We start from the raw sequence: 21,297 nt of genomic DNA, 5'->3' as shown, positions 1-21,297 counted from the left end.
GAGCATGACCACGGAGTCGATGAAGGATGGCGATGCGCTGCCGCGCTGGTACGTGATCCAGTGCAAGGGCGGTGAATCGTTTCGCGCCAGCGAACATCTGGACAACCAGGGCTACGAGGTGTTCCACCCGGTGCTGGAAGTGCAACGGCGCCGCCGCGGCAAGCTGGTCTGGGTGGCCGAGCCGCTGTTTCCCCACTATCTGTTCATTCGCCTCGACCGTCTCGCCAGCAACTGGCGCCCGATTCGTTCCACCCGCGGCGTACTGCGGCTGGTCGGCTTCGGCCACGAACCGGTTGCGGTGCAGGATGCGCTGGTCGCGACCCTGCGTGATCGGGTCGCCGCCGATACCAGTCGCGAGGGTGCCAACGTCTATTACCGGCGTGGCGACCTGGTGGAGATCACCGACGGGCCGTTTCGCGCCCTGCAGGCGGTGTTCGACGCGCAGAAGGGCGAGGAGCGAGCCATCGTGCTGCTCAACCTGTTGCAGCAGACCCAGCGCCTGGAGCTGCCGGTGGAGGCGCTGCGCAAGCACGTCCCTTAGGCGCTGCGCAGGCGCGTACCTCAGGCGTTGTTCGAGCACGCACCCTGGGTACTGCCACGGCACTTTCCGCGCTCGCGGACCTCTTGTGCCGACTCAGAGCGGTCACCCCCGTCGGGTGCGTGAGGTTGCCACGCGTTGCAGCCGAGATTTACCCATTTCAGGAACGACCCATGACGTCAATCACCATTATCCCCGGGCGTGTCGCCACGCTGCACTACCGCTTGTGCGATGCCGACGGCCGCACCCTCGACGACTCCCGCGCGCGCCAGCAGCCGCTGAGCTATCTGCATGGCCATGGCAACCTGTTCTCGGCGCTCGAGGCACAGCTGGCAGGCGCTGCGCCCGGCGCGCAGATGCGCGTGACGCTGAGCCCCGTCGAGAGCTATGGCGAGCGTGACGAAGCGCTGGTCAGCGAGACGGCGCGCAGCGCCTTTCCCGCCGACCAGCCGCTGCATGCGGGCGCGCGCTTCCAGGCCCAGGGGCCGGAAGGGCCGCATACGGTGACGGTGATCGCCGCCGACGCGGGCAGTGTCACCGTGGATGCCAACCATCCGCTGGCCGGGCACTCCCTCAGCTATGAGATCGAGATCCTCGAGGTGCGCGAGGCCACCCGTGCCGAGCGGGTCAAGGGCCATCCGCTACCGCCGGGGACTTCGCATACCGAGGTCGAGGATCGCAAGCAAGTCTGAGCGGCCGCCGGTCGCACGGGGCTCAACGCTTCACCCACCAGTAGTGATACCAGGCTGCCATCACCTGTTCCGGATAGGTGGTGCGGCCCAGGCTGCCGTTGTACCTGGCCAGGGCGCGGGTCCAGTCGCCATTCTCCCGAGACAGATAGTGGGCGAGGATGGTGCAGCCGTAGCGCAGATTGGTGGCGACATCCTCCAGGTCGTCCTGGGGACGGCCGATCTCGGCTTTCCAGAACGGCATCACCTGCATCAGTCCACGCGCGCCGACGGGCGAGCGGGCCGCGGGGCGAAAGCGGCTTTCCACGTCGATCAGCGCCAGCACCAGCTCCGGCGGCAGGGCGGCGCGGCGCGCCTCGGCGTGAATCCGCTGCAGCAGGCTCAAGCGCGCCTGACGATCGGGGTAGGCTTGGGGTTGGCGCCGGGCGAGGCGCGACTGCATGTCGAGCAGCCAGACCTGGGCATCGAAGCGATCGCCGCCGTCGGGCTCCGCGGCCATCGCCTGCGCCAGCGCCTCGATCAGTGCGGGCGAGGGTGCGGTGTCGGCGGCCAGAGCGCTGATCGAGTCGGACTGCGGTTGAGGCGTGCCCGCGGGATTTGCCGTGACCGGGAGAAAGGCCCCGGCCGCCAGCAGCAGGGCTGCCAGCGCGCCGGCGAGCGCTCGCCCGGTCAGGTGATGATCAGCCCAGGCGCTCGGCGAGGAACGCATCGAGATCCTCGACAGCGACCATGGTGACCTCGCTGTCGCGGCGCCCCTTGTACTCCAGTTCGCCGTTGTCCAGACCGCGATCGCCGATCACCAGGCGATGGGGGATCCCCATCAGCTCCTGATCGGCGAACTTGACCCCGGGGCGCAGATCGCGGTCGTCGAGCAGCACATCGATGCCGGCGGCGGTGAGACGTGTGTAGAGCGTCTCGGCGGTATCGCGCACGCGCTCGGACTTGTGCGCGTTCATCGGCACGATCGCCAGTTGGAAGGGAGCGATGGCGTCGGGCCAGATGATCCCGCCGGCGTCGTGATTCTGCTCGATGGCAGCGGCGACCACGCGGGTGATGCCGATACCGTAGCAGCCCATGTAGAGGGTGGCGGGCTGGCCGTTGTCGCCGAGCACGGTGGCATTCATCGCCTGCGAGTACTTCTGGCCCAGCTGGAAGACGTGGCCGACCTCGATGCCGCGGGTGATGGCGAGGGTGCCCTGGCCGTCCGGCGAGGGGTCGCCCTCGACCACGTTGCGCAGATCGGCGACCTCGGGCAGCGGCAGATCGCGCTCCCAGTTGATCCCGAACAGGTGCTGATCGTCGATGTTGGCGCCGGCGCCGAAATCGCTCATCAGCGCCACGCTGCGGTCGACGATCAGCGGCATCGGCAGCCCCACCGGGCCCAGCGAACCGGGGCCGGCGCCCACCGCAGCGCGAATCTCGCTCTCTTCGGCCATGGTCAGCGGCGCCTTGACCTGGGGCAGGTGCTCCGCCTTGATCTCGTTGAGCTGATGATCGCCGCGTACCATCAGGGCGACCAACCCGCCCTCGGCCCCGTGCACGATCAGCGTCTTGACCGTCTTCTCGATCGGCAGGTCGAACCCTTCGACCAGCGCCGCAATGGTGCGCACGCCGGGGGTGGGCACCTGGCGCAGCGTCTCCTGTGGCGCTGCGCGCTCGGCGCCGGCCGGGGGCAGCGCTTCGGCTTTCTCGATGTTGGCAGCGTAGTCGGAACCGGTGGAGAAGATCACCGCGTCTTCGCCGGAGTCAGCGAGCACATGGAACTCGTGGGAGCCGGTGCCGCCGATCGAGCCGTTGTCGGCGAGCACGGCGCGGAAATCGAGTCCCAGGCGGGTGAAGATGCGCACGTAGGCGTCGTACATCTTCTCGTAGGAGCGCGCCAGACCGGCCTCGTCGACGTCGAAGGAGTAGGCATCCTTCATGATGAATTCGCGCGAGCGCATGACGCCGAAGCGCGGGCGGATCTCGTCGCGGAACTTGGTCTGGATCTGATAGAAGTTGGTCGGCAACTGCTTGTAGCTCGACAGCTCGCGCCGGACCAGATCGGTGATCACCTCTTCATGGGTCGGACCGACGCAGTAGTCGCGCTGATGACGATCCTTGAGGCGCAAAAGTTCCGGGCCGTACTGCTCCCAGCGCCCCGACTCCTGCCACAGCTCGGCCGGCTGCACCGCCGGCATCAGCACTTCCTGGGCGCCGGCCCGGTCCATCTCTTCGCGCACGATGCGTTCGACCTTGCGCAGGGTACGCAGGCCCACCGGCAGCCAGGTATAGAGCCCCGAGGTCAGACGGCGGATCATGCCGGCACGCAGCATCAGCTGATGGCTGACGATTTCCGCATCCGCCGGCGTTTCCTTGAGGGTCGAGATCTGTAGTTGGCTGGCGCGCATGGCGTGTTCGTTCCTGTATTCAGCAGCGATGTCCGGGATCGGCGGCGAGCCGACTGCGGCCCGGAGATGAGTCGATCGTGAGCCGGCCAGTATAGAGATGGCAGCCGCCCACGGGGAGGGGGCCAGTCAAAATCCCCGCGATCATGGATGATAAAGTCGGCGCGGGGGAGCGGTTCTCGGCGCCGGCCTGGTGACAGCTCGACCTGTCCTGGCGTGAGTTTTTTTCTATAGTGAATTCAGGGCCGCGACCGATATCGTCCGTCCGGGCGAGCGGTGGCATTCACGGAAGCCGTCGTCGGCGGCCCGCGGCGGTGGAGAGGCGCGTCATGATCAATCATGTCTGGGGACTTCTCACGCATCCCAACCGCGAGTGGCAGGAGATCAGCAGCGAGAACGAGACCGTTTCCCACCTCTACGGACACCACGTGCTGATACTGGCGGCGGTGCCGGTGGTGTGCTCGTTCATCGGCACCACGCTGGTGGGGTGGCACTTCGGCACCTCGGAGACCGGCCTGGCGGAGCGCGTGCAGGTGGCGCCCTCCACCGCCATTCTGCTCGCGATCATCTTCTATGGACTGATTCTGGCCGCGGTCTGGCTGATGGGTAACGTGGTGCACTGGCTGGCGCGGCGCTATCCGTCGCGGCCGAGTCTCAATCGCTGCGTGGTATTCGCCGGCTACATGGCGACACCCATGTTCCTGAGCGGCATCGTCTCCCTCTATCCCATCGTCTGGCTCTGCCTGCTCGCGGGGATCATCGGGCTCTGCTACACCGCCTATCTACTGTTCGCCGGGCTGCCCTCGTTCCTCGGCATCGACCGCGGCGAGGGTATTCGCGCCTCCAGCGCGGCCCTGGCGATCGGCATCCTGGTGCTCGAAGCGCTGCTGGCGCTGACCGTGCTGCTGTGGAGCTACGGCGCCTCGCTGGTGTGATCGGAGCGCGGCCGGATGGCCGTCGTGGCCGCGCCTGGCACCCGAGGCTTCCCGACGCCCGCCATCCCTGGCGGGTGTTTTCGTGGTGCCGGGCGGTGGACGTCGGGCACGCGTTACATTAGGTTAACGCTCGACCTCTATCGCGGGACCCAACGATGTCACTGATCACCCCCAGGCGCGCCGTCGCCATCGCGCTCGTTACCAGCCTGACGCTCTCCCTCGCCGGCTGCGGCACGCTGTTCTATCCCGAACGCAAGGGCCAACTGCCCGGGCGCATCGATCCCGGCGTGGCGATCGCCGACGGCATCGGGCTGTTGTTCTTCATCGTGCCCGGGGTGATCGCCTATGCCGTCGACTTCTCCAACAACACCATCTACCTGCCCAGCGAGGCGGGCGCGGGTGTCGATGCCACCCACCTCGACGGTCCCGTCGATTCGGCCCGGGTCGATGCGCTACTGGCCTCGCGCGGGCTGCCCCGCGGCTGGCAGGAGGAGGTGGTGCGGGTCGAACGGCCGCGTGACCTGGGTCAGGCGCTGGCCTGGATCGAGTCGTCACGGGTCGATCTCGCCGCGCGCTGAGCCTCGGCGGCGGGACCCGCTCGCCGCGCTGGCGGTGTCGAGCTCAAGCTCTGCTAAGCTCTCAGGCAGGGGCGCGGCGGCGCCCTGACGCCGCCACCGCCACGATGTGGGGTGGCGGGTAGTCGCCAACCGGGCTGGCCGCCGCGCTCGACGCCGTTTTGAGAGAGAGCGCATGCGCACCTTCGAGTGTCACTGCTGTCAGCCGCCGAGTCGGCTCTTCTTCGACAATACCCGCTGTACCGTGTGCCATGCCGAGGTCGGCTGGTGTCCGGTGTGCCGTAGCGTGACTGCGCTGATCCCGCAGGGGGCGGATTATCGCTGCGCCAACCCCGTGTGCGGTGTGACCCTGGTCAAGTGCTTCAACAATGCCCACCACGGCGTCTGCAACCGCCTTCTGACACCGCGGGAAGCGGCCCGCTACCAAGGCCTGTGCGACTGCTGTCGCCACAACACGGTCATTCCCGACCTCTCCATCGATGGTCACCGCGAGCGCTGGGCGGCGCTGGAAGCGGCCAAGCGGCGGCTGTTCTACACCCTGGATCTGATGGGTCTGCCGCATCCGGCACCGCAGGACGCGTCAGCGCTGCCGCTGCGCTTCGCCTTCATGGCCGATGCCCTGCCGGACCAGGGGCAATGGCGCGCCACCGACAGTGGCGAGACGGTGTATACCGGGCACGCAGAAGGGTTGATCACGATCAACCTCAAGGAGGCCGACGACGTCGAGCGCGAGCGCCTGCGGATCGATCTCGATGAACCCCAGCGCACCCTGATCGGTCACTTCCGCCATGAGATCGGCCACTACTACTGGGATCTGCTGATCAAGGGACGCGAGGAGGCGGCGAGTCGGGCGGTGTTCGGCGATCACGACACGCCCACCTATGCCGAGGCGCTGGCGCGCTACTATGCCGAGGGCCCTGCCGCCAACTGGTCCGAGCGCTATGTATCGGCCTACGCCACCATGCACCCGTGGGAGGATTTCGCCGAGACTTTCTCGCTCTACGAGGACATCGTCTCGGTGCTGGATACCGCCGGCGATTTGGGGCTGCCCCGGGTGGCACCGGACAGTGGTATCGATGCCATGATTCTGGTCTTCCAGCGGGTCGGCGTCGGGCTCAACGAGCTCAACCGGGAAATGGGGTTGCTCGACGTGGTACCGGTGATCATCACGCCGGCGATCCGCGACAAGCTGGCCTATGTCCATGACCTGGTGACCCGCGCAGCGGCCACGCCGCCGCGCGGGTGAGGGTGGCGCTCAATCGTCGTCGTCGCCGAGGGTACGTTCCTGGGCGCTGGCAGTCTTGACCGGACGCACCACGAAGTAGGCGCCAGCGATCGCTTCATGCAGGTTGTTGAAACCGATCTGGAACTCGTCGATGAGCTGGTGCAGCTGCTCCGGGGCGCGAGCCAGGGTCTGGACGTCGGCCTCGGCGACCTCGGCGCGCACCAGCGTCGCCACCGCCAGCGGCCGGTCGTGGTTGGGCAGGGTCTGCAACTCCCAACTGACCTCCTCGAGGCTGCGCAGCACCGAGCGCGGCAGATCGTGATCCTGGAGCAGGAAGCGCAGCACATCGGGCCCGCGCACCCGCAGTCTCACCGCCTGGCGGTACATCTGGTAGGCGGTGAGCGACTTGAGCACGCTCATCCACTGCAGGTGCTCGAACGGGATCAGCTCTTCCGGGCTGCGTGGCAGCAGGTTGTCGGAGCGGACGTCAAGGATGCGCGTGGTCATGTCGGCGCGCTCCAGGTGCCGTCCCAGCGAGAGGAAGGTGCGCGCCTCGGTGTGGCTCAGGGTGCCTTCGATCAGGCCGGTCAGGGTCTGGCAGGCGCGTACCACGCTCTTGAGGAAGGGGTCGCGATGGCGCGGTTTCAGCCCGGTCTGAGTCTGCTCCTGAATCTCCAGATAGCACTGGTTGAGCTCCTCCCAGATCTCCCGCGGTACCACGTCACGGGTGGTGCGCAGATTTTCACGGGCATTGGCCAGCGAGGAGAGAATCGAGCCGGAGTGCTCCCGCGACAGGCACAGGAAGTCGATCACGTTGCGCTCGCTGCGCTCGGTGTAGAGCGCATCGAAGGTCTCTTCGCTGCCGGTGATGTCGATCAGGGTCGACCAGCTCAGCGCGGCGCGTGCCGGCATGTCCAGCAGCAGATTGCTGTTGACGCTGATCAGTCGCGCGGTGTCCTCCGCGCGTTCGACGTAACGGGCCATCCAGTACAGGTTTTCGGCGACGCGTGACAGCATGGCTCAATCCTCCTCGGTGTCGACGATCCAGGTGTCCTTGCTGCCCCCGCCCTGGGAGGAGTTGACCACCAGCGAATCCTTGACCAGCGCCACCCGGGTCAGTCCGCCCATGGTGACATGGGTCTCCGGTCCCGAGAGGATGAACGGACGTAGATCGACGTGGCGCGGCTCGGGAGCGCCGTCGAACAGGGTCGGTGTGGTAGACAGCGCCAGCGTCGGCTGCGCCATGTAGTTGCGTGGATCGGCCTCGATGCGCTCGGCGAAGGCGGCGCGCTCTGCCGCGGTCGCGCGTGGGCCGATCAGCATGCCGTAGCCGCCGGACTCGTTGGCCGGCTTGACCACCAGCTCGTCGAGGTGGTCGAGCACGTAGCGGCGGTCGTCGTCGAACATGCACAGGTAGCTGGGCACGTTGGGTAGCGTCGCCTCCTGGTCGAGGTAGTAGCGAATCAGCTTGGGCACGAACGCGTAGACCACCTTGTCGTCGGCGACGCCGGCACCGGGGGCATTGGCCAGTGCCACCTTGCCGGCACGCCAGGCCCGCATCAGTCCCGGCGTGCCGAGCATCGAGTCGGGGTGAAAGGCTTCCGGGTCGAGGAACAGATCGTCGATACGACGATAGATCACGTCGACCCGCTTGAGCCCGTCGACGGTGTGCATGTAGACCACGTCATCGTCGTCGACGATCAGGTCGGAGCCCTGGACCAGCTCCACCCCCATCTGCTGCGCCAGGTAGGCGTGCTCGTAGTAGGCGGAGTTGTAGATGCCAGGCGTCAGCACCACGATCTGGGGCTCGTCGCCGGGACGCGGCGAGAGGCTGGCCAGGGTGTCGTAGAGCTGCGCCGGGTAGTCATCTACCGGCAGGATGCGCCCGGTCTGGAACAGCTCCGGCAGCACGCGCTTGGTCACGTTGCGGTTCTCGAGCATGTAGGAGACGCCGGAGGGAACACGCAGGTTGTCCTCGAGGACGTAGACCGTGCCGTCGCCGTCACGCACCAGATCGGAACCGCAGATGTGGGCCCAGATGCCATGGGGCGGATCGATGCCGCGGCACTGGGGGCGGAAATTGACTGACTGGGCCAGGATCTCACCGGGCAGGATGCCGTCCTTGATCACCTTCTGATCGTGGTAGAGGTCATCGATGAACAGGTTGAGAGCGTCGACGCGCTGTTTCAGGCCCGCCTCGATGCCGCGCCATTCGCTGGCGGGGATGATTCGCGGGACGATGTCGAACGGCCAGGCGCGGTCGATGGTGCTGCCTTCGGAGTAGACGGTGAAGGTGATCCCCATGGTGCGGATCGCCACCTCGGCGGCCAGCTTGCGCTCGTTGAGTTCGCTCGGGGTGAAGCTCTGCAGCATGTCGCACAGCGGCGCCGCGGCTGGCCGTGGTGCACCCCCGGCGGCGATCAGTTCGTCGTAGAAGTCTCTGCCGGGGTACTGCTGCCAATCCACATTGCCCATCGCTCAAGCTCCTGCCGGCGAATCGGTCTGGCCGGTCGTCGTGTTGTTGTGTCGTCGTCTCAGCATAGTGAGCGCTGGACCAAACTGTCACCTGTGATGTGCGGCGGCGGCCGCTGAGCTGTCGTGCCACCGTGGGCCGGGGGCGTCGTGCAGCGCCTTGGTGACAGTAGGGCGGTTGACCGGGCTGCAGGGAATGCGCCGGCGGCCGATAAGGCGATCAGAGGTGACGCCGGCAGGTGGTGGGATTAAGCTGGCGCCAGTGCATGCGGCGGTAGTTGACGCGCATCACCGTCGGCCTGGTGTAGCGGGCCGACGTCCCACGTGAGACTGGTCGGGCCGCCCCTGGGTGGTTCGCATGGTCCGGCAGGAGGCCGGACTCGACGCTGGCCGGATGTGCCCGAGCAAAGGTAGCAAGGCAGCGATGGCTGAGATCGATACCCTCACCAGGCCCTGGCTGGGCGACTATGAGACAGAGTCGGGCTTTGATCTGTTGGTGACCTCACGCGGTTCGCTGAGGCGCCGCTGGCAGCCGCTGCTGACGGCGCTGGAACGTCTCGATCCTGACACCCTGGCGCAGCGGGTCGAGGAGATTCAGCGCCTGCTGCACGAGAACGGCGTCACCTACGGGCGCTCGGCCGATGATCCCGAGAGCTTGCGCCAGTGGCGGCTCGACCCGCTGCCGCTGGTGATCACGCCGACCGAGTGGCAGGGCCTGGAAGGCGCGCTACTCCAGCGCATGCGCCTGCTCGACGCGCTGTTGGCAGATATCTATGGCCCCCGGCGCATGCTCGAGGAGGGCGTGTTGCCCGCCGATGCGCTGTTCGCCAATCCGGGGTTTCTGCTCGCCTGCGACCGTCTCTACGGCAAGCGCGGGCCGGCGCTGTCACTGCTGGCGGTGGATCTGAGCCGCGACAGCGAGGGTCGCTGGTGCGTGCTCGCCGATCATCTGCAGACACCGACCGGCATGGGCTTCGCGCTGGAGAATCGGATCGCCATGGCGCGCGCCTTCCCCGGTGTCTATCGCAACGCCCCGCTGCGTCGCCTGGCGGGCTTCCTCGAGCGTCAGCACCACGCCCTCGGCGCACTCTCGCCGCTGACGCTGGACCAGCCGCGGATCGCGCTGCTGGCACCGGGCTCGGCACACGCCAGCCATTTCGAACACGCCTACCTGGCCAACTATCTCAACCTGGCGCTGGTCGAGGGGAGCGACCTGGTGGTGCGCGATGCGCGGGTATGGATGCGCACCCTGGGCGGGCTGGAGCCGGTGGACGTGCTGCTCAAGCAGATCGGCGACGCCTGGAGCGATCCGCTGGAGCTGGAGGCCGACTCGCTGATCGGCGTGCCCGGGCTGCTGGCGGCGATTCGTGGCGGCGGTGTCGGAGTGGCCAACCCACCGGGTGTCGGCGTGCTCGAGAACCCGCTGATCGCGGCCTATCTGCCGCGTCTGTGCGAGCGCCTGCTGGGCGAGCCGTTGGCGATGGCGGGGCCCGAGTCGCACTGGTGTGGCGAGACGGCGGGGCTGGCCTGGGCGCTCGCCGACTTCGAGCGTCTGCGCTTTCAGCGCGTCGACGCCGGCCACGCGATCAGCGAACCCAAAACATTATCGCCGGCAGCGCGAGCGGCACTGCGCGAGGCGCTGGTGGCGAACCCCGAGCACTATGTGGCGTCGCGTCCGCTGGAGGGCGCCACGGCGCCGTTCATGACTCATGTCGGCGGTTCGCTGACGCCGGCGACCTTCAATCTGCGCTGCTTCGTGCAGGCGCGCTATGACGACCACCGCCATCCGGCGGGTTTCGAAGCGATGCCGGGCGGGGTGGCGTGGCAGGGGCTGCCCGGGGCGGAGATGGCGACGAGCCAGTGCGTCAAGGACGTGTGGGTCAGCGCGACCTCGCCGCAGCCCCACGTCAGCCGCCTGCGGCGTGCATCGCAGCCGTTCGTGGTCACCCGGGACGGCGCCGATCTGCCCAGCCGGGTGGCCGAGAGCCTGTTCTGGCTGGGGCGCTACGGCGAGCGCCTGGATGGCCACGCGCGGCTGCTGCGCGAAGCGATCTATCGCCTGATGGAACAGGATCAGGAGAGCCTCGCCGACCCGGCTCTGGACGATCTGCTCCGGCTGCTGGGTCTCGAGCGGGGACTGGTCGATCCTGTCCAGAGCCGCTTCCAGCACGACCGCGAGCAGCTCCTGTCGCTATTCAAGGAGAGCCATCCAGAGGCGCTGCCCAACCTGCTGGCGCGGCTGGTGGCCAATGGCCGGGCGGTGCGCGACCATCTCGGCGACGACGCCTGGCGGGTATTCAACCAGTTGCATCAGGAGGGGGTGCGCCTGCCGCAGGCGGGCATCCATGAAGGACGGCGCGCGGTGGAAGCGCTGATCACCCAGTCGGCGGCGTTCTTCGGCTTCTGTAACGAGACCATGCCGCACCATTACGGCTGGCGTTTTCTCGACATCGGGCGCTTCATCGAGCGCGCCATGCTGACCTTGCGACTGCTGCGGGTGGCGCTGATCGAGGCCCCCCAGGCCGCGCCGGAGGCCGACGGTGCCCCACTGGCCGGCGATGGCCTATGGGAAGTGGTGCTGGCGACCACCGACAACGCGAGCGCCTACCGTCGGCGCTATCGTAGCGAGCTCTATCCGGCGGCGATTCTCGATCTGCTGCTGTTCGATGAGGGCAATCCGCGCTCGATCGGCTATATGTTCAAACGCCTGGAGCGTCAGATCGCGCATCTGCCCCAGCCGCAGGATACGCCCTATCGCAGCGACGAGGCGCGGCTATTGATTCGCGCGCGCGCCGCGCTGCATCTGGCGGATCTCGACGCATTGGCCGAGAGTGCTCTGCTGCCGCAGGCGAGGCAGGCCCTGTCGACTCTGCTGGATGCACTGGCCGAGCCGCTGGCGGCGCTGTCCCAGGCGATCGAGCACAGCCACTTCAGCCACGCCGAGGCACCACGTCAGCTGATTCCGATGCAGGCGCCCTGAGGGCACGACGCCGCGCAGACTGCCTGGAGAAGCGTCTCATGGCGTCTGGATCGTGGGATGCCTGGATCGCGGGTTGTCTAGCTCGTGGGTTGTCTAGCTCGTGGGTTGTCTAGCTCGTGGGTTGTCTAGATAGGAGCCGCGGGTGTCGCTAGAGAGAGAAACGGACTTCATGCGCTATCGCGTCAGCCACAGTACCCGCTACGACTATGCCGCGCCGGTCTCGCTGTGCCACAACGAGGCGCGCCTGACGCCGCGGCGCTTGACCTGGCAGCTCTCCGAGCCGACCCGCTTGACGGTGACGCCGGTGCCGGCCGTGCTGCAGACGCGGCGCGATGTGTTCGGCAACGAGGTCAACTACTTCAGTGTTCAAGAGATACATCAGAGCCTGACGGTGACCGCCGAGACCTGCCTTTCCACTGGCCCGCGGCCACAGCCACCTGCGGTCGGTGCCTGGGAAGCGGTACGTGCGACCAGCCGCGAGCGGGTGGCGTGTCGGCCCTACCAGCTCGATTCGCCATTCGTTGCCCGCCACGCGGCGCTGCGCGATTTCGCTGCCATCAGCTTCACACCGGGGCGGCCACTGATCGAGGCGGCCGCCGAACTCAATCAGCGTATCTTCGAAGGCTTCCTCTACGATCCCGGCTACACCACGCTGGCGACACCGGTGCTCGATGTGCTCGAGGCGCGCCGCGGCGTGTGCCAGGACTTCGCTCATCTGATGGTCGGCTGTCTGCGCTCGCTGGGGCTCGCCGCGCGCTATGTCAGCGGCTATCTCGAAACGCGACCGCCGCCGGGTCAGCCGCGGATGGTGGGTGCGGACGCCTCCCACGCCTGGAGCGCGCTCTATCTGCCCAGCTGGGGCTGGCTGGAGTTCGATCCGACCAACGGCACACTGCCCGGCGAGCGGCATCTGATCACCGGCTGGGGCCGCGACTACGGCGACGTGCCGCCGCTGAAAGGGGTGATGAGCGGCGGTGGCTCGCATGCGCTGGAGGTGGCGGTGGACGTGGAGCCGCTGGCCGTCGACCCCGCCTAGGATCGTGAGTGGCGGCCAAAGCCGGCGACTCCCAGTGCCAGCATCCCTGCGACCAGCCCCCAGAAGGCGGCGCCGATGCCGAACAGGCTCACGCCGGAACCGGTGACCAGAAAGGTGATCATGGCCGGCTCACGCTGGGCCTCCTCGCGCAGTGCCCGGTGCAGGCTGGTGGCGATGGTCGGCAGCAGCGCCAGGCCTGCCAGGGCCACGACCAGTTCCCGCGGCAGGGCGTCGAACAGACTGCCGATCGAGCCGCCGCACACCGCCGCGAGCAGATAGAACAGCCCCGCCCAGACCGCGGCCGGGTAGCGTCGCGCCGGATCGGCGTGGACATCGCTGCCCATGCAGATCGCCGCGGTGATGGCGGCGAGGCATACACTGAAGGCCCCGAAGGGCGCCAGCAGCAGCGTGGCCAGGCCGGTCCAGATCATCAGCGGCGAGATCGGGGTGTCATAGCCTGCGGCGCGCAGCGTGGCGACGCCGGGAGCGTTCTGCGAGGCCATGCTGACCACGAACAGGGGCAGGCCGATGCCGAGCAGGCTGGCAAGGCTGAAATGGGGCATGATCGGCAGCGGCAGCGCGAACGACCAGCGCGCCGCCTCGGTATCGATCTTGCCCAGTGCGGCGGCACATGCGAGACCCAGCACCAGCACCAGCAGGATGGCGTAGCGGGGCAGCCAGCGCTTGGCGATCAGGTAGGTCGCCAGCATCACCAGTACCAGGGTGAACTCGTGGCCCAGCGAGACGAACGCATCGAGGCCGAAGCGCAGTAGCACGCCTGCCAGCATCGCCGCCGCGATCGACTGCGGAATCACCCGCATCAGCCGCGCGAACCAGCCGGTGATGCCGCAGATCAGCACCAGCAGGGCGCAGAACATGAAGACCCCGATCGCTTCGTTGAGCGAGCTGCCGGGCAGACTCACCGCGAGTAGCGCGGCCCCGGGTGTCGACCAGGCGGTGAGAATCGGCTGCCGATAGCGCAGCGAAAGTCCGATCGAGGTCATGCCCATCGCCAGACCCAGGGCGCTCAGCCAGGCCCCGATCTGACCCGGCGAGGCACCCGCGGCGGCGGCGGCCTGGAAGATGATGATCGCGGAGCTGCTATAGCCGACCAGCACGGCGACGAAACCGGCGGTGACGTGGGCGGGGCTGCTGTCGCGCCAGAAGGTTGAGTTGGGCATGGCGAAGATCTCGAAAATGATCCGTGCGTTATAACGCACGGATCTCGCGGAGGCAATGTGCGCTATAACGCACATTGCCTCTGGCGCGCGTATTGCGGAAGATAGTCGTGCAAACCGCCATGTGACGGAAGAGGAGTTGTCATGGAAGCCGATCTCGCGGCGCTGGGTCAGCGACTCAAGGCGCGTCGCCAGGCTTGCCGGATGAGCCTGGATGGCGTCTCCCGGGAGACCGGTGTGAGCAAGGCGATGCTGGGGCAGATCGAACGCGGAGAGTCGGTCCCCACGGTCGCCACGCTATGGAAGATCGCCAGTGGCTTGCGCGTGCCCATGAGCTACTTTCTGGCGCCGGGGCTGACCCCGGCCAGCCGATCATCGACCCCCTGGCATCACGATGCGTCAGGCATGACCGTGCTGCCGCTGTTTGCCTTTGACCCCGGTCTGGGGTTCGAGATGTTCGTCATCGATCTTCCTCAGGGCACGTTCAGCGAGTCGCCGGCCCATGCGGCGGGGATCGTCGAGCACGTGGTGGTGATCGAGGGCGCGATGGAGCTGGCGATCGAGGGGCAGTGGCACCGTCTGGAAACCGGCGATGCCATGCGCTTCGCCGCCGACCGACCCCATGCCTATCGCAATCTCGATGCGGCTAGGGCGCGAATCCACGATCTGATCCACTATCCGGCGGGCATGTGAGCGTTGCCAGGTGCGGCTCCTTCAATGCCTCGGGGCGGTACTTGGCGAGCAGTGCCCAGACGATCGCTGCGCTCTCTGCGTCGGGTTCGCCACGGTAGTCCGCCGGTCGGAAGTGCATCTGGAAGGCGCGCAAGACCGCCTGGGTCCGCGTATCTTGCGCGCCGCTGGCGGGCAGCGCATAACCGTAGGCGCCGAGCGCGCGCTGCAACTGCGTGAGCGTCGGCGGGCAACGGGCGAAACGTTGTCGATAGCGGGCGACGCTGGCGGCATCCGGCCAGGCACCGATGCCGGCGGCATGGAGACGCTGCCAGGGAAAGGCCGGACCCGGGTCGATCTTGCGCTCGGGGGCGATATCGGCGTGGCCGACGATCGCCGTGGGCGGCAGCCGATAGCGTCGGACGATATCACCGACGAGTGCGATGACCGCCGCAATCTGCGCTTCGGAGTAGGGCTCCCAGTCACCTGACGAGGCGTCATGGCTCGGGCCTCGGTTGACGATCTCGATACCGATCGATGAGTCGTTGAGCTGAGTGCGGTCCTCCCAGGCACTGACGCCGGCGTGCCAGGCGCGTTTCTCCTCATCGACCAACTGCCACACCAGCGGTTCGCCACCACGCTGGTCGGGTGTGCGCGACACCACATAGTGGGCGCTGACCTTGGGGCCCATCAGCGTGCGCAGTGCGCGTGGCGCCTCGGAGTCGGTGTAGTGCAGCACCACATAGCGCACGCGCTCGTTGAACGCGCTCGACTGCTGGCGGCGATCGGCGACATAGCCGTCGCGCTGCGCCAGGCCGGATCCGGCACAGCCGGCGATGACAGTGAGTAACGTGACGAGAATCAACAGTCGCCAGGCGCGTGCGGTCGGAGTCTTACATCCCAGATATATCACGGTGTGTCATTTCCAAGCCTAGAAGTTACCAGGGACAGCTCCCGGATTGCCGACGTCTGGCAGTATCGGCCATGAGCCGCTTCAGCGCGTGGCGGGCGTTAGCATAGCGGCCTCGGCAACGCTCTGCGCCACGCACGGCGCCTATTTTGCCTGCGGCAAAAGAATACGTACCAAACGGTCCGTTTGATCGATTCAGCCGGTATCAGAAAGTTCATTATACGACGTGCCCGGAGTTGGGTTATCCCGCGGCGCGGCGGGTATCCAAGAAACGCCTTATTAACCACTGGTAAGCAAAAAAATATCATTGCAAAAGGGTTGCATATTACGATTTTAGCGCAATAATGTGAGGGCCAATCAATCTGCAACGGAACTCAGAATGTCTCTTCTCAGTGACTACGTCAAAAAGGAACAGCTCCTTAAGCAGTTAGAAGAAGAGCTGAAACGTATGGAAGGCGACCAGCGCCTCAAGGCCGAGCTCGAATTCAAGGAGAAGCTCGAGGCCCTGATGGCGGAGTATGGTAAGTCCGCCTCCGACGTTATCGAACTGCTTAGCCCGCGTCCCAGCAGCGCTGCTGCTGCCAATGCGCAACCTGCCAGCGCCGGTGGCCGTCGCAAACGCAAGCTCAAGATCTACAAGAACCCCAATACGGGGGAAGTGGTCGAGACGCGTGGCGGTAACCATAAAACGCTGAAAGCGTGGAAGGAAGAGCACGGCGGCGACACCGTGGAATCCTGGGTCGTGCGTACCGAAGAGTGATCCGATTCGGGTCTCGGCGAGAGGTGTAGGGGCCAGACGGCATCCTGACACAGCTCTGGTCGAGCCCGAGCAGATCGCTTCAGAAAGAGCGTCTACCCTCAAGGGTGGGCGCTCTTTGTTGTTCAGTCCATGAATATCATCGTGACTTTCCGGGACCTTGTCGCATACTTGTCCGCCAGCACGCGCGGTGAGTAGCCCGCATTTAGGGCGTCTACGCGGTAGATGATTTCGTGCCGGAATTCCGCTATGCTCTTCGACGACCAGCTGAAAGCCTGTTGGGGTCCGCTTGCGACCCTGTCGAGAATGGTTCGCCCGATCGTCACAGGCGTACTCCTGCTCAGGTCATTCACCCTAACTGCCTACACCTGACGGTGTCCGGCCATTGCAGCCAACGATCGTTACTCTATGCCACGCCCACACATGAACGAACGCGATAAACTCCGTAAGTTCCGAGAATTGGATGATGCTTTTGCGCAGGCGCTACGTGAGCTCGACGGTGGTTCACGTCAGGCCTCCGCGTCCCCCGTCGACGAACGCCCGCAGTTCGAAGAGCGCCTCCGCGCGCTGATGTCGGAATATGCGCTGAGTCAGCAGTGCGTGCTCGATATGCTGACGACGCTGACCCGGTTGAAACACCTTTCTTGAATCCCGGTTGGGCTGTTTTTAAGCTTCATGCGCGTTGTCCCTTGCTGTTTCCGCCCGGCAACGTAGCGTTGCGTTATGTGAAAACGCAGCGTTGCGTTATGTAAAACCTGGATCATGAAATAGTTTATCGAAGACCGCGTTTGCGATTATCACGAGTTAAAGTGTTTCGCGACGCCAAGTGGCGTTTTATCACCTTAAACCGCACTTTTAAGCATGCCTGCGCCTGTGGCGCCAGCATGCGCAACGCCTTGCTCAGTGGTCTGTCGCCAGACATCGTCAAGTCACCGCGGGCAGGCGGAAGCTTGCGCTTTTGCGCCTCTCGGAGCGCGCCACGCAGGCCAAAACCCTTTACCATTGGCACCAGCTATCCTGCGCTCGGTCATCGTCGCGGTAGGGGTATCGCGGCGCGCGGGCGCTCTCATTCGAAGTCGAAGGAACCGCAATGCGAATCACGATTTTCGGCACGGGCTACGTTGGCCTGGTCACGGGGGCCTGTCTGGCAGATGCAGGTCACGAAGTCATGTGCATGGATATCGATGAACACAAGGTCGCGCGGCTCAAGCGTGGCGAGATTCCGATCTACGAACCCGGGCTGGAGGCGCTGGTCACCGAGAACGTGACCCATGGGCGGCTGACCTTCACCACCGATGCGCGGGAAGCGGTGGCGTTCGGGACCCTGCAGTTCATTGCCGTGGGCACGCCGCCCGACGAGGACGGCAGTGCCGATCTGCAGTACGTGCTCGCCGTGGCGCGCTCGATTGGCGAGCATATGGATGCCTACAAGGTGGTGGTCGATAAATCCACCGTGCCCGTGGGCACCGCTGACCGTGTGCACGAGGCGATCGCCGAGACCCTCGCCGGGCGTGGCGTCGAGCTGCCATTCGATGTCTGTTCCAACCCTGAGTTCCTCAAGGAGGGGGCGGCGATCGAAGACTTCACCCACGGTGCGCGTATCGTGGTGGGGACGGACGCCGAACGCGTCAAGACGCTCATGCGCGAGTGCTACGCGCCCTATAACCGGCGCGCCGAGAAGCTGATGTTCATGGACGTGCGTAGCGCCGAGCTGACCAAGTATGCGGCCAACGCCATGCTGGCGACGAAGATCAGCTTCATGAACGAGATCGCCAATCTCGCCGAGCGCCTCGGTGCGGATGTCGAGAACGTACGCCGGGGGATCGGCAGCGACCCGCGTATCGGCTATCACTTTATTTATCCAGGTTGTGGCTACGGCGGCTCCTGTTTCCCCAAGGACGTTCAGGCGCTGTCGCGTACGGCGGCACAGATCGGCTATCCGGCCCAACTGCTGGATGCGGTGGAAGCGGTCAACGAGCGTCAGAAGGCCACGCTCTTCGCCAAGCTGAAACAGGCGTTCGATGGTGACCTGGCGGGCAAGGTGGTGGCGATCTGGGGGCTGGCGTTCAAGCCCAACACCGACGACATGCGCGAAGCGCCGAGCCGGGCGCTGATGGAGGCGCTGTGGGCCGCCGGCGCCAGGGTGCGCGCCTTCGACCCCGAAGCGATGGAGGAGTGTGCCCGGCTCTACGGTGAGCGTGACGACCTGACCCTGGTCGACGCCCGAGACGAGGCCGTGGTGGGGGCCGATGCGCTGGTCATCTGCACCGAGTGGAAGTCGTTCCGCACGGTCGATTTCGCTCAGCTCAAGCAGGAACTCGCCACGCCGGTGATCGTCGACGGCCGCAATCTGTTCGATCCGGCGGCGGTACGCGACGCTGGCTTGCTCTACTTTGCCGTGGGGCGCGGCGACTCGCTCGACCGGGACGCGCCGCGCGCGCGCTGACACCAGTCCGCCGCGGCTGGCGGGCCGCGGCGCCCTCGGTATCAGGCCCGGGTTGGCCTGACAGATCACCGACCGTTCGTGTATCGACCCAGTGAGGACGCCAGCGCATGTTGATTCCCGTGGTGCTCGCCGGCGGTGCCGGCACCCGGCTTTGGCCGATGTCGCGAGCGAGCTTTCCCAAACAGTTCCTGCCGGTGGTCGGGCCGCGCAGCATGCTGCTCGAGACCTTGGATCGCTTTGCTGGCATCGAGCCCGCCGATCCCATCGTGGTGTGCCAGGAGGCGCATCGCTTCGTGGTCGCCGAGCAGCTGCGCGGGGCCGGCTGGCGTGCGGAGATCCTGCTCGAGCCGGCGCCGCGCAATACCGCGCCGGCAGTTGCCCTGGCCGCGCTGCAGGCGATGGTGCGCGATCCCGACGCCATGCTGCTGGTACTGCCGGCGGATCATGCCATCCGTGACCCCGAAGCGTTGCGTGCGGCGCTGGGGCCGGCTCAGGCGGCGGCCCGCCAGGGACGGCTGGTGACCTTCGGGGTGACGCCGACCCGCGCCGAGACCGGCTACGGCTATATCGAAGCGAGTGAGCCGCCGAGCGCCGAGCTGGCGGTGCCGATCCAGCGCTTCGTCGAGAAGCCCGATGCCGCGACCGCGGAAACCTACCTCGCCAGCGGGCGCTATCTGTGGAACAGCGGCATGTTCCTGATGCGCGCCGACCGCTACCTGGAGGAGCTGGGCGCACATCGCCCGGACATGCTCGACGCGGTGACCGCCGCCTGGGAGGCGCGTCAGTCGGATCTCGATTTCCTGCGCGTGGCACCGGCCCCCTTCGCCGCTTGCGAAGCCGAGTCGGTGGACTTCGCGGTGATGGAGAATACCGCCGAGGGCTGCGTGGTGGCGCTCGACGCTGGCTGGTCCGATGTCGGTTCGTGGCAGGCGCTGTGGGAGATCGCCGACAAGGATGCCGCGGGCAATGCGCTCAGTGGCGACGTCATCACCGAGGATGTTCACGGCAGTCTGATCCATGCCGAAAGCCGCCTGGTCACGGCGGTGGGGGTCGATGACCTGCTGATCGTGGAGACCTCGGATGCGGTGCTGGTGACCCATCGCGAGCAGGCCCAGGAGGTCAAGCGGATCGCCGCGGCGCTCAAGCGCGACAACCGCAGCGAGTGGGATCTCCACCGTCGCGTACATCGCCCCTGGGGTAGCTACGATGGCGTGCATCGCGCCGCGCGCTATCAGGTCAAGCATATCTGCGTGGCGCCGGGTGGGCGCCTTTCGCTGCAGCAGCACTTCCACCGTGCCGAGCACTGGGTGGTGGTGTGCGGTACCGCACGGGTGACCTGCGGGGACGACACCTTCCTGCTGACCGAGAACCAGTCCACCTATATCCCGCTGGGGATGGTGCACCGGCTCGAGAACCCGGGCAAGATCCCGCTCGAACTGATCGAGATCCAGAGTGGCAGCTATCTGGGCGAGGACGATATCGAGCGCTTCGACGACGTCTATCGACGCGACTGAGCGCCCACCTCGGGAGTCTCTGCTTCGGGGTTCTTCGCCACGGGAGTACTTGCCTCAGCGGCACGCGACTGACGCTGTCCCAAGGTATCGGCGCGCTCGCCCGCCGTGGTCAGGTGGTCGACCATCTCACGCGCGATCAGTGGCAGCGAGTCATAGTCACGCATCCCGATCACCAGCTCGCGCTCGGCCCAGGTATCGCTCAGCGGGACCGTTGCCAGCGACAGGCTGCCGCGGTAGGCCGAGACCGCGCGCGCCGGCAGAATGCCCACCCCCATGCCGCGATCGATCATGCGGCAGATGCCCTCGAAACTGCGCACCTGAATGCGCATGCGCAGCGCGCGCTTCAAGCGCTGGGCATCCTGCTGCAACAGACTGTGCAGCGAGGAGTCCTGCTCCAGTCCGATGAAGTCGTAATCCAGCGTCTCGGCAAAGGCGATACTGTCGCGTCCTGCCAGCGGGTGGTCGCTGGCGGTCACCAGCGCCAGCCGGTCGCGGCGATAGGCGCGGGTCTGCAGCTCGGCGGCGGGGATATGCGCCGAGAAGATGCCGATATCGGTGAGCCCTTCACGCACGGCAGCGATGATTTCGTGGCTCAGGCGCTCTTGCATGTCGATGCGGATCTGCGGGTAGCGCCAGGTGAAGTCGCTCAGATCCTCGGGCAGGAACTCGATCACCGCCGAGGTGTTGGCGTGCATGCGCACGTGCCCGCGGACCCCCACGCTGTATTCGCTCAGATCCGCGGTCAGATGGTCGAGGCTATCCAGCATATGCCGCGCGTGGTGCAACAGCGCATGGCCCGCCGGGGTCAACTCGACGCCGCGCGGTCGGCGGTAGAGCAGGGTGGTCGAGAGCTGGGTCTCGAGGTCGCTGATGCGCTTGCTCACCGCTGCCAGCGCCAGGTGCTCGCGCGCCGCCGCCCGGGTCAGGCTATGCGAGTCGGCAATGGCGATGAACAGGCGCAGGGTGGTGAAATCGAGTCGCTTCAT

The 21,297-nt window shown here is 66.3% G+C and carries 19 protein-coding genes; 12 read left to right on the top strand and 7 right to left on the bottom strand.

Annotated elements, in window-relative coordinates; all coding sequences use genetic code 11:
- Window positions 1–4: 4 nt before the first annotated feature.
- Both rfaH and DOM67_RS12835 read left to right on the top strand, forming a co-directional pair.
- Window positions 5–541, top strand: a complete 537-nt coding sequence (gene rfaH, locus DOM67_RS12840; protein ID WP_110676455.1) for a transcription/translation regulatory transformer protein RfaH — start codon at window positions 5–7, stop codon at window positions 539–541.
- A gap of 179 nt (window positions 542–720) precedes the next feature.
- The gene (locus DOM67_RS12835; protein WP_110676924.1) at window positions 721–1,230 is read left to right on the top strand and encodes a peptidylprolyl isomerase; all 510 of its coding nucleotides are present in this window, start codon (window positions 721–723) and stop codon (window positions 1,228–1,230) included.
- A gap of 22 nt (window positions 1,231–1,252) precedes the next feature.
- On the opposite strand, the gene DOM67_RS12830 is transcribed toward DOM67_RS12835, so the two are convergent.
- Complete coding sequence (locus DOM67_RS12830; protein ID WP_110676453.1) at window positions 1,253–1,936, bottom strand: transglycosylase SLT domain-containing protein; 684 nt, start codon at window positions 1,934–1,936, stop codon at window positions 1,253–1,255.
- Entirely contained in the window at window positions 1,908–3,617 is a 1,710-nt protein-coding gene (locus DOM67_RS12825; protein ID WP_110676451.1) for a proline--tRNA ligase, read from the bottom strand. Before DOM67_RS12825 ends, DOM67_RS12830 begins: the two co-directional genes overlap by 29 nt.
- 326 nt (window positions 3,618–3,943) lie before the next feature.
- On the opposite strand from DOM67_RS12825, the gene DOM67_RS12820 reads away from it, so the two are divergent.
- From DOM67_RS12820 to DOM67_RS12810, 3 genes are all read left to right on the top strand, one after another.
- On the top strand, window positions 3,944–4,549 hold the full coding sequence (locus DOM67_RS12820; protein WP_110676449.1) for a Yip1 family protein: 606 nt from the start codon (window positions 3,944–3,946) through the stop codon (window positions 4,547–4,549).
- A gap of 155 nt (window positions 4,550–4,704) precedes the next feature.
- On the top strand, window positions 4,705–5,127 hold the full coding sequence (locus tag DOM67_RS12815; protein WP_110676447.1) for a hypothetical protein: 423 nt from the start codon (window positions 4,705–4,707) through the stop codon (window positions 5,125–5,127).
- 172 nt (window positions 5,128–5,299) lie between these two features.
- A complete protein-coding gene (locus tag DOM67_RS12810) occupies window positions 5,300–6,370 on the top strand; it encodes a putative zinc-binding metallopeptidase (protein ID WP_110676445.1) in 1,071 nt (356 codons plus the stop codon).
- A gap of 9 nt (window positions 6,371–6,379) precedes the next feature.
- Here the strand turns inward: DOM67_RS12810 and DOM67_RS12805 are convergent, their stop codons facing one another.
- Both DOM67_RS12805 and DOM67_RS12800 read right to left on the bottom strand, forming a co-directional pair.
- A complete protein-coding gene (locus DOM67_RS12805; protein ID WP_110676443.1) occupies window positions 6,380–7,366 on the bottom strand; it encodes an alpha-E domain-containing protein in 987 nt (328 codons plus the stop codon).
- 3 nt (window positions 7,367–7,369) lie between these two features.
- Window positions 7,370–8,824, bottom strand: a complete 1,455-nt coding sequence (locus DOM67_RS12800) for a circularly permuted type 2 ATP-grasp protein (protein WP_110676441.1) — start codon at window positions 8,822–8,824, stop codon at window positions 7,370–7,372.
- Between the two features lie 421 nt (window positions 8,825–9,245).
- Here DOM67_RS12800 and DOM67_RS12795 point away from each other — a divergent pair, with 421 nt between their 5' ends.
- Together DOM67_RS12795 and DOM67_RS12790 are read left to right on the top strand one after the other, a co-directional pair.
- The gene (locus DOM67_RS12795; RefSeq protein ID WP_157958860.1) at window positions 9,246–11,801 is read left to right on the top strand and encodes a circularly permuted type 2 ATP-grasp protein; all 2,556 of its coding nucleotides are present in this window, start codon (window positions 9,246–9,248) and stop codon (window positions 11,799–11,801) included.
- Window positions 11,802–11,943: 142 nt separating this feature from the next.
- Window positions 11,944–12,837, top strand: coding sequence for a transglutaminase family protein (locus tag DOM67_RS12790; protein WP_348627303.1), 894 nt, complete (start codon window positions 11,944–11,946; stop codon window positions 12,835–12,837).
- On the opposite strand, the gene DOM67_RS12785 is transcribed toward DOM67_RS12790, so the two are convergent.
- Window positions 12,834–14,018, bottom strand: a complete 1,185-nt coding sequence (locus DOM67_RS12785; protein ID WP_110676922.1) for a benzoate/H(+) symporter BenE family transporter — start codon at window positions 14,016–14,018, stop codon at window positions 12,834–12,836. The two genes, DOM67_RS12790 and DOM67_RS12785, sit on opposite strands and share 4 nt — an antisense overlap.
- 141 nt (window positions 14,019–14,159) lie before the next feature.
- Between DOM67_RS12785 and DOM67_RS12780 the strand changes: the two genes are divergently transcribed.
- Window positions 14,160–14,708 (top strand): XRE family transcriptional regulator, encoded by a 549-nt coding sequence (locus DOM67_RS12780; protein ID WP_110676435.1) that lies wholly within the window; start codon window positions 14,160–14,162, stop codon window positions 14,706–14,708.
- Here DOM67_RS12780 and DOM67_RS12775 read toward each other — a convergent pair.
- Complete coding sequence (locus DOM67_RS12775) at window positions 14,662–15,549, bottom strand: N-acetylmuramoyl-L-alanine amidase (RefSeq protein WP_232825249.1); 888 nt, start codon at window positions 15,547–15,549, stop codon at window positions 14,662–14,664. The genes DOM67_RS12780 and DOM67_RS12775 overlap by 47 nt on opposite strands.
- 424 nt (window positions 15,550–15,973) lie before the next feature.
- Between DOM67_RS12775 and DOM67_RS12770 the strand changes: the two genes are divergently transcribed.
- The 4 genes from DOM67_RS12770 (at window position 15,974) to DOM67_RS12750 (ending at window position 20,311) form a co-directional block, all read left to right on the top strand.
- A complete protein-coding gene (locus tag DOM67_RS12770) occupies window positions 15,974–16,354 on the top strand; it encodes a histone-like nucleoid-structuring protein, MvaT/MvaU family (protein WP_110676433.1) in 381 nt (126 codons plus the stop codon).
- A 420-nt stretch (window positions 16,355–16,774) separates the two neighbouring features.
- Window positions 16,775–16,999: a hypothetical protein gene (locus DOM67_RS12760; protein WP_110676429.1), complete on the top strand. Its 225-nt coding sequence runs from the start codon at window positions 16,775–16,777 to the stop codon at window positions 16,997–16,999.
- 442 nt (window positions 17,000–17,441) lie between these two features.
- A complete protein-coding gene (locus DOM67_RS12755; RefSeq protein WP_110676427.1) occupies window positions 17,442–18,797 on the top strand; it encodes a UDP-glucose/GDP-mannose dehydrogenase family protein in 1,356 nt (451 codons plus the stop codon).
- Between the two features lie 107 nt (window positions 18,798–18,904).
- Window positions 18,905–20,311 carry a mannose-1-phosphate guanylyltransferase/mannose-6-phosphate isomerase gene (locus tag DOM67_RS12750; protein WP_110676425.1) on the top strand — a complete coding sequence of 469 codons (1,407 nt, stop codon included), beginning with the start codon at window positions 18,905–18,907 and terminating at the stop codon, window positions 20,309–20,311.
- Here the strand turns inward: DOM67_RS12750 and DOM67_RS12745 are convergent.
- Window positions 20,296–21,297, bottom strand: coding sequence for a LysR family transcriptional regulator (locus tag DOM67_RS12745; RefSeq protein ID WP_110676423.1), 1,002 nt, complete (start codon window positions 21,295–21,297; stop codon window positions 20,296–20,298). The two genes, DOM67_RS12750 and DOM67_RS12745, sit on opposite strands and share 16 nt — an antisense overlap.

The sequence above is a fragment of the Salinicola sp. RZ23 genome (assembly GCF_003206675.1).
In the GTDB taxonomy this organism is placed as follows: domain Bacteria; phylum Pseudomonadota; class Gammaproteobacteria; order Pseudomonadales; family Halomonadaceae; genus Salinicola; species Salinicola endophyticus.
Note: the sequence above shows the minus strand (reverse complement) of the source record. Positions and strands in the feature narration are given on the sequence as shown.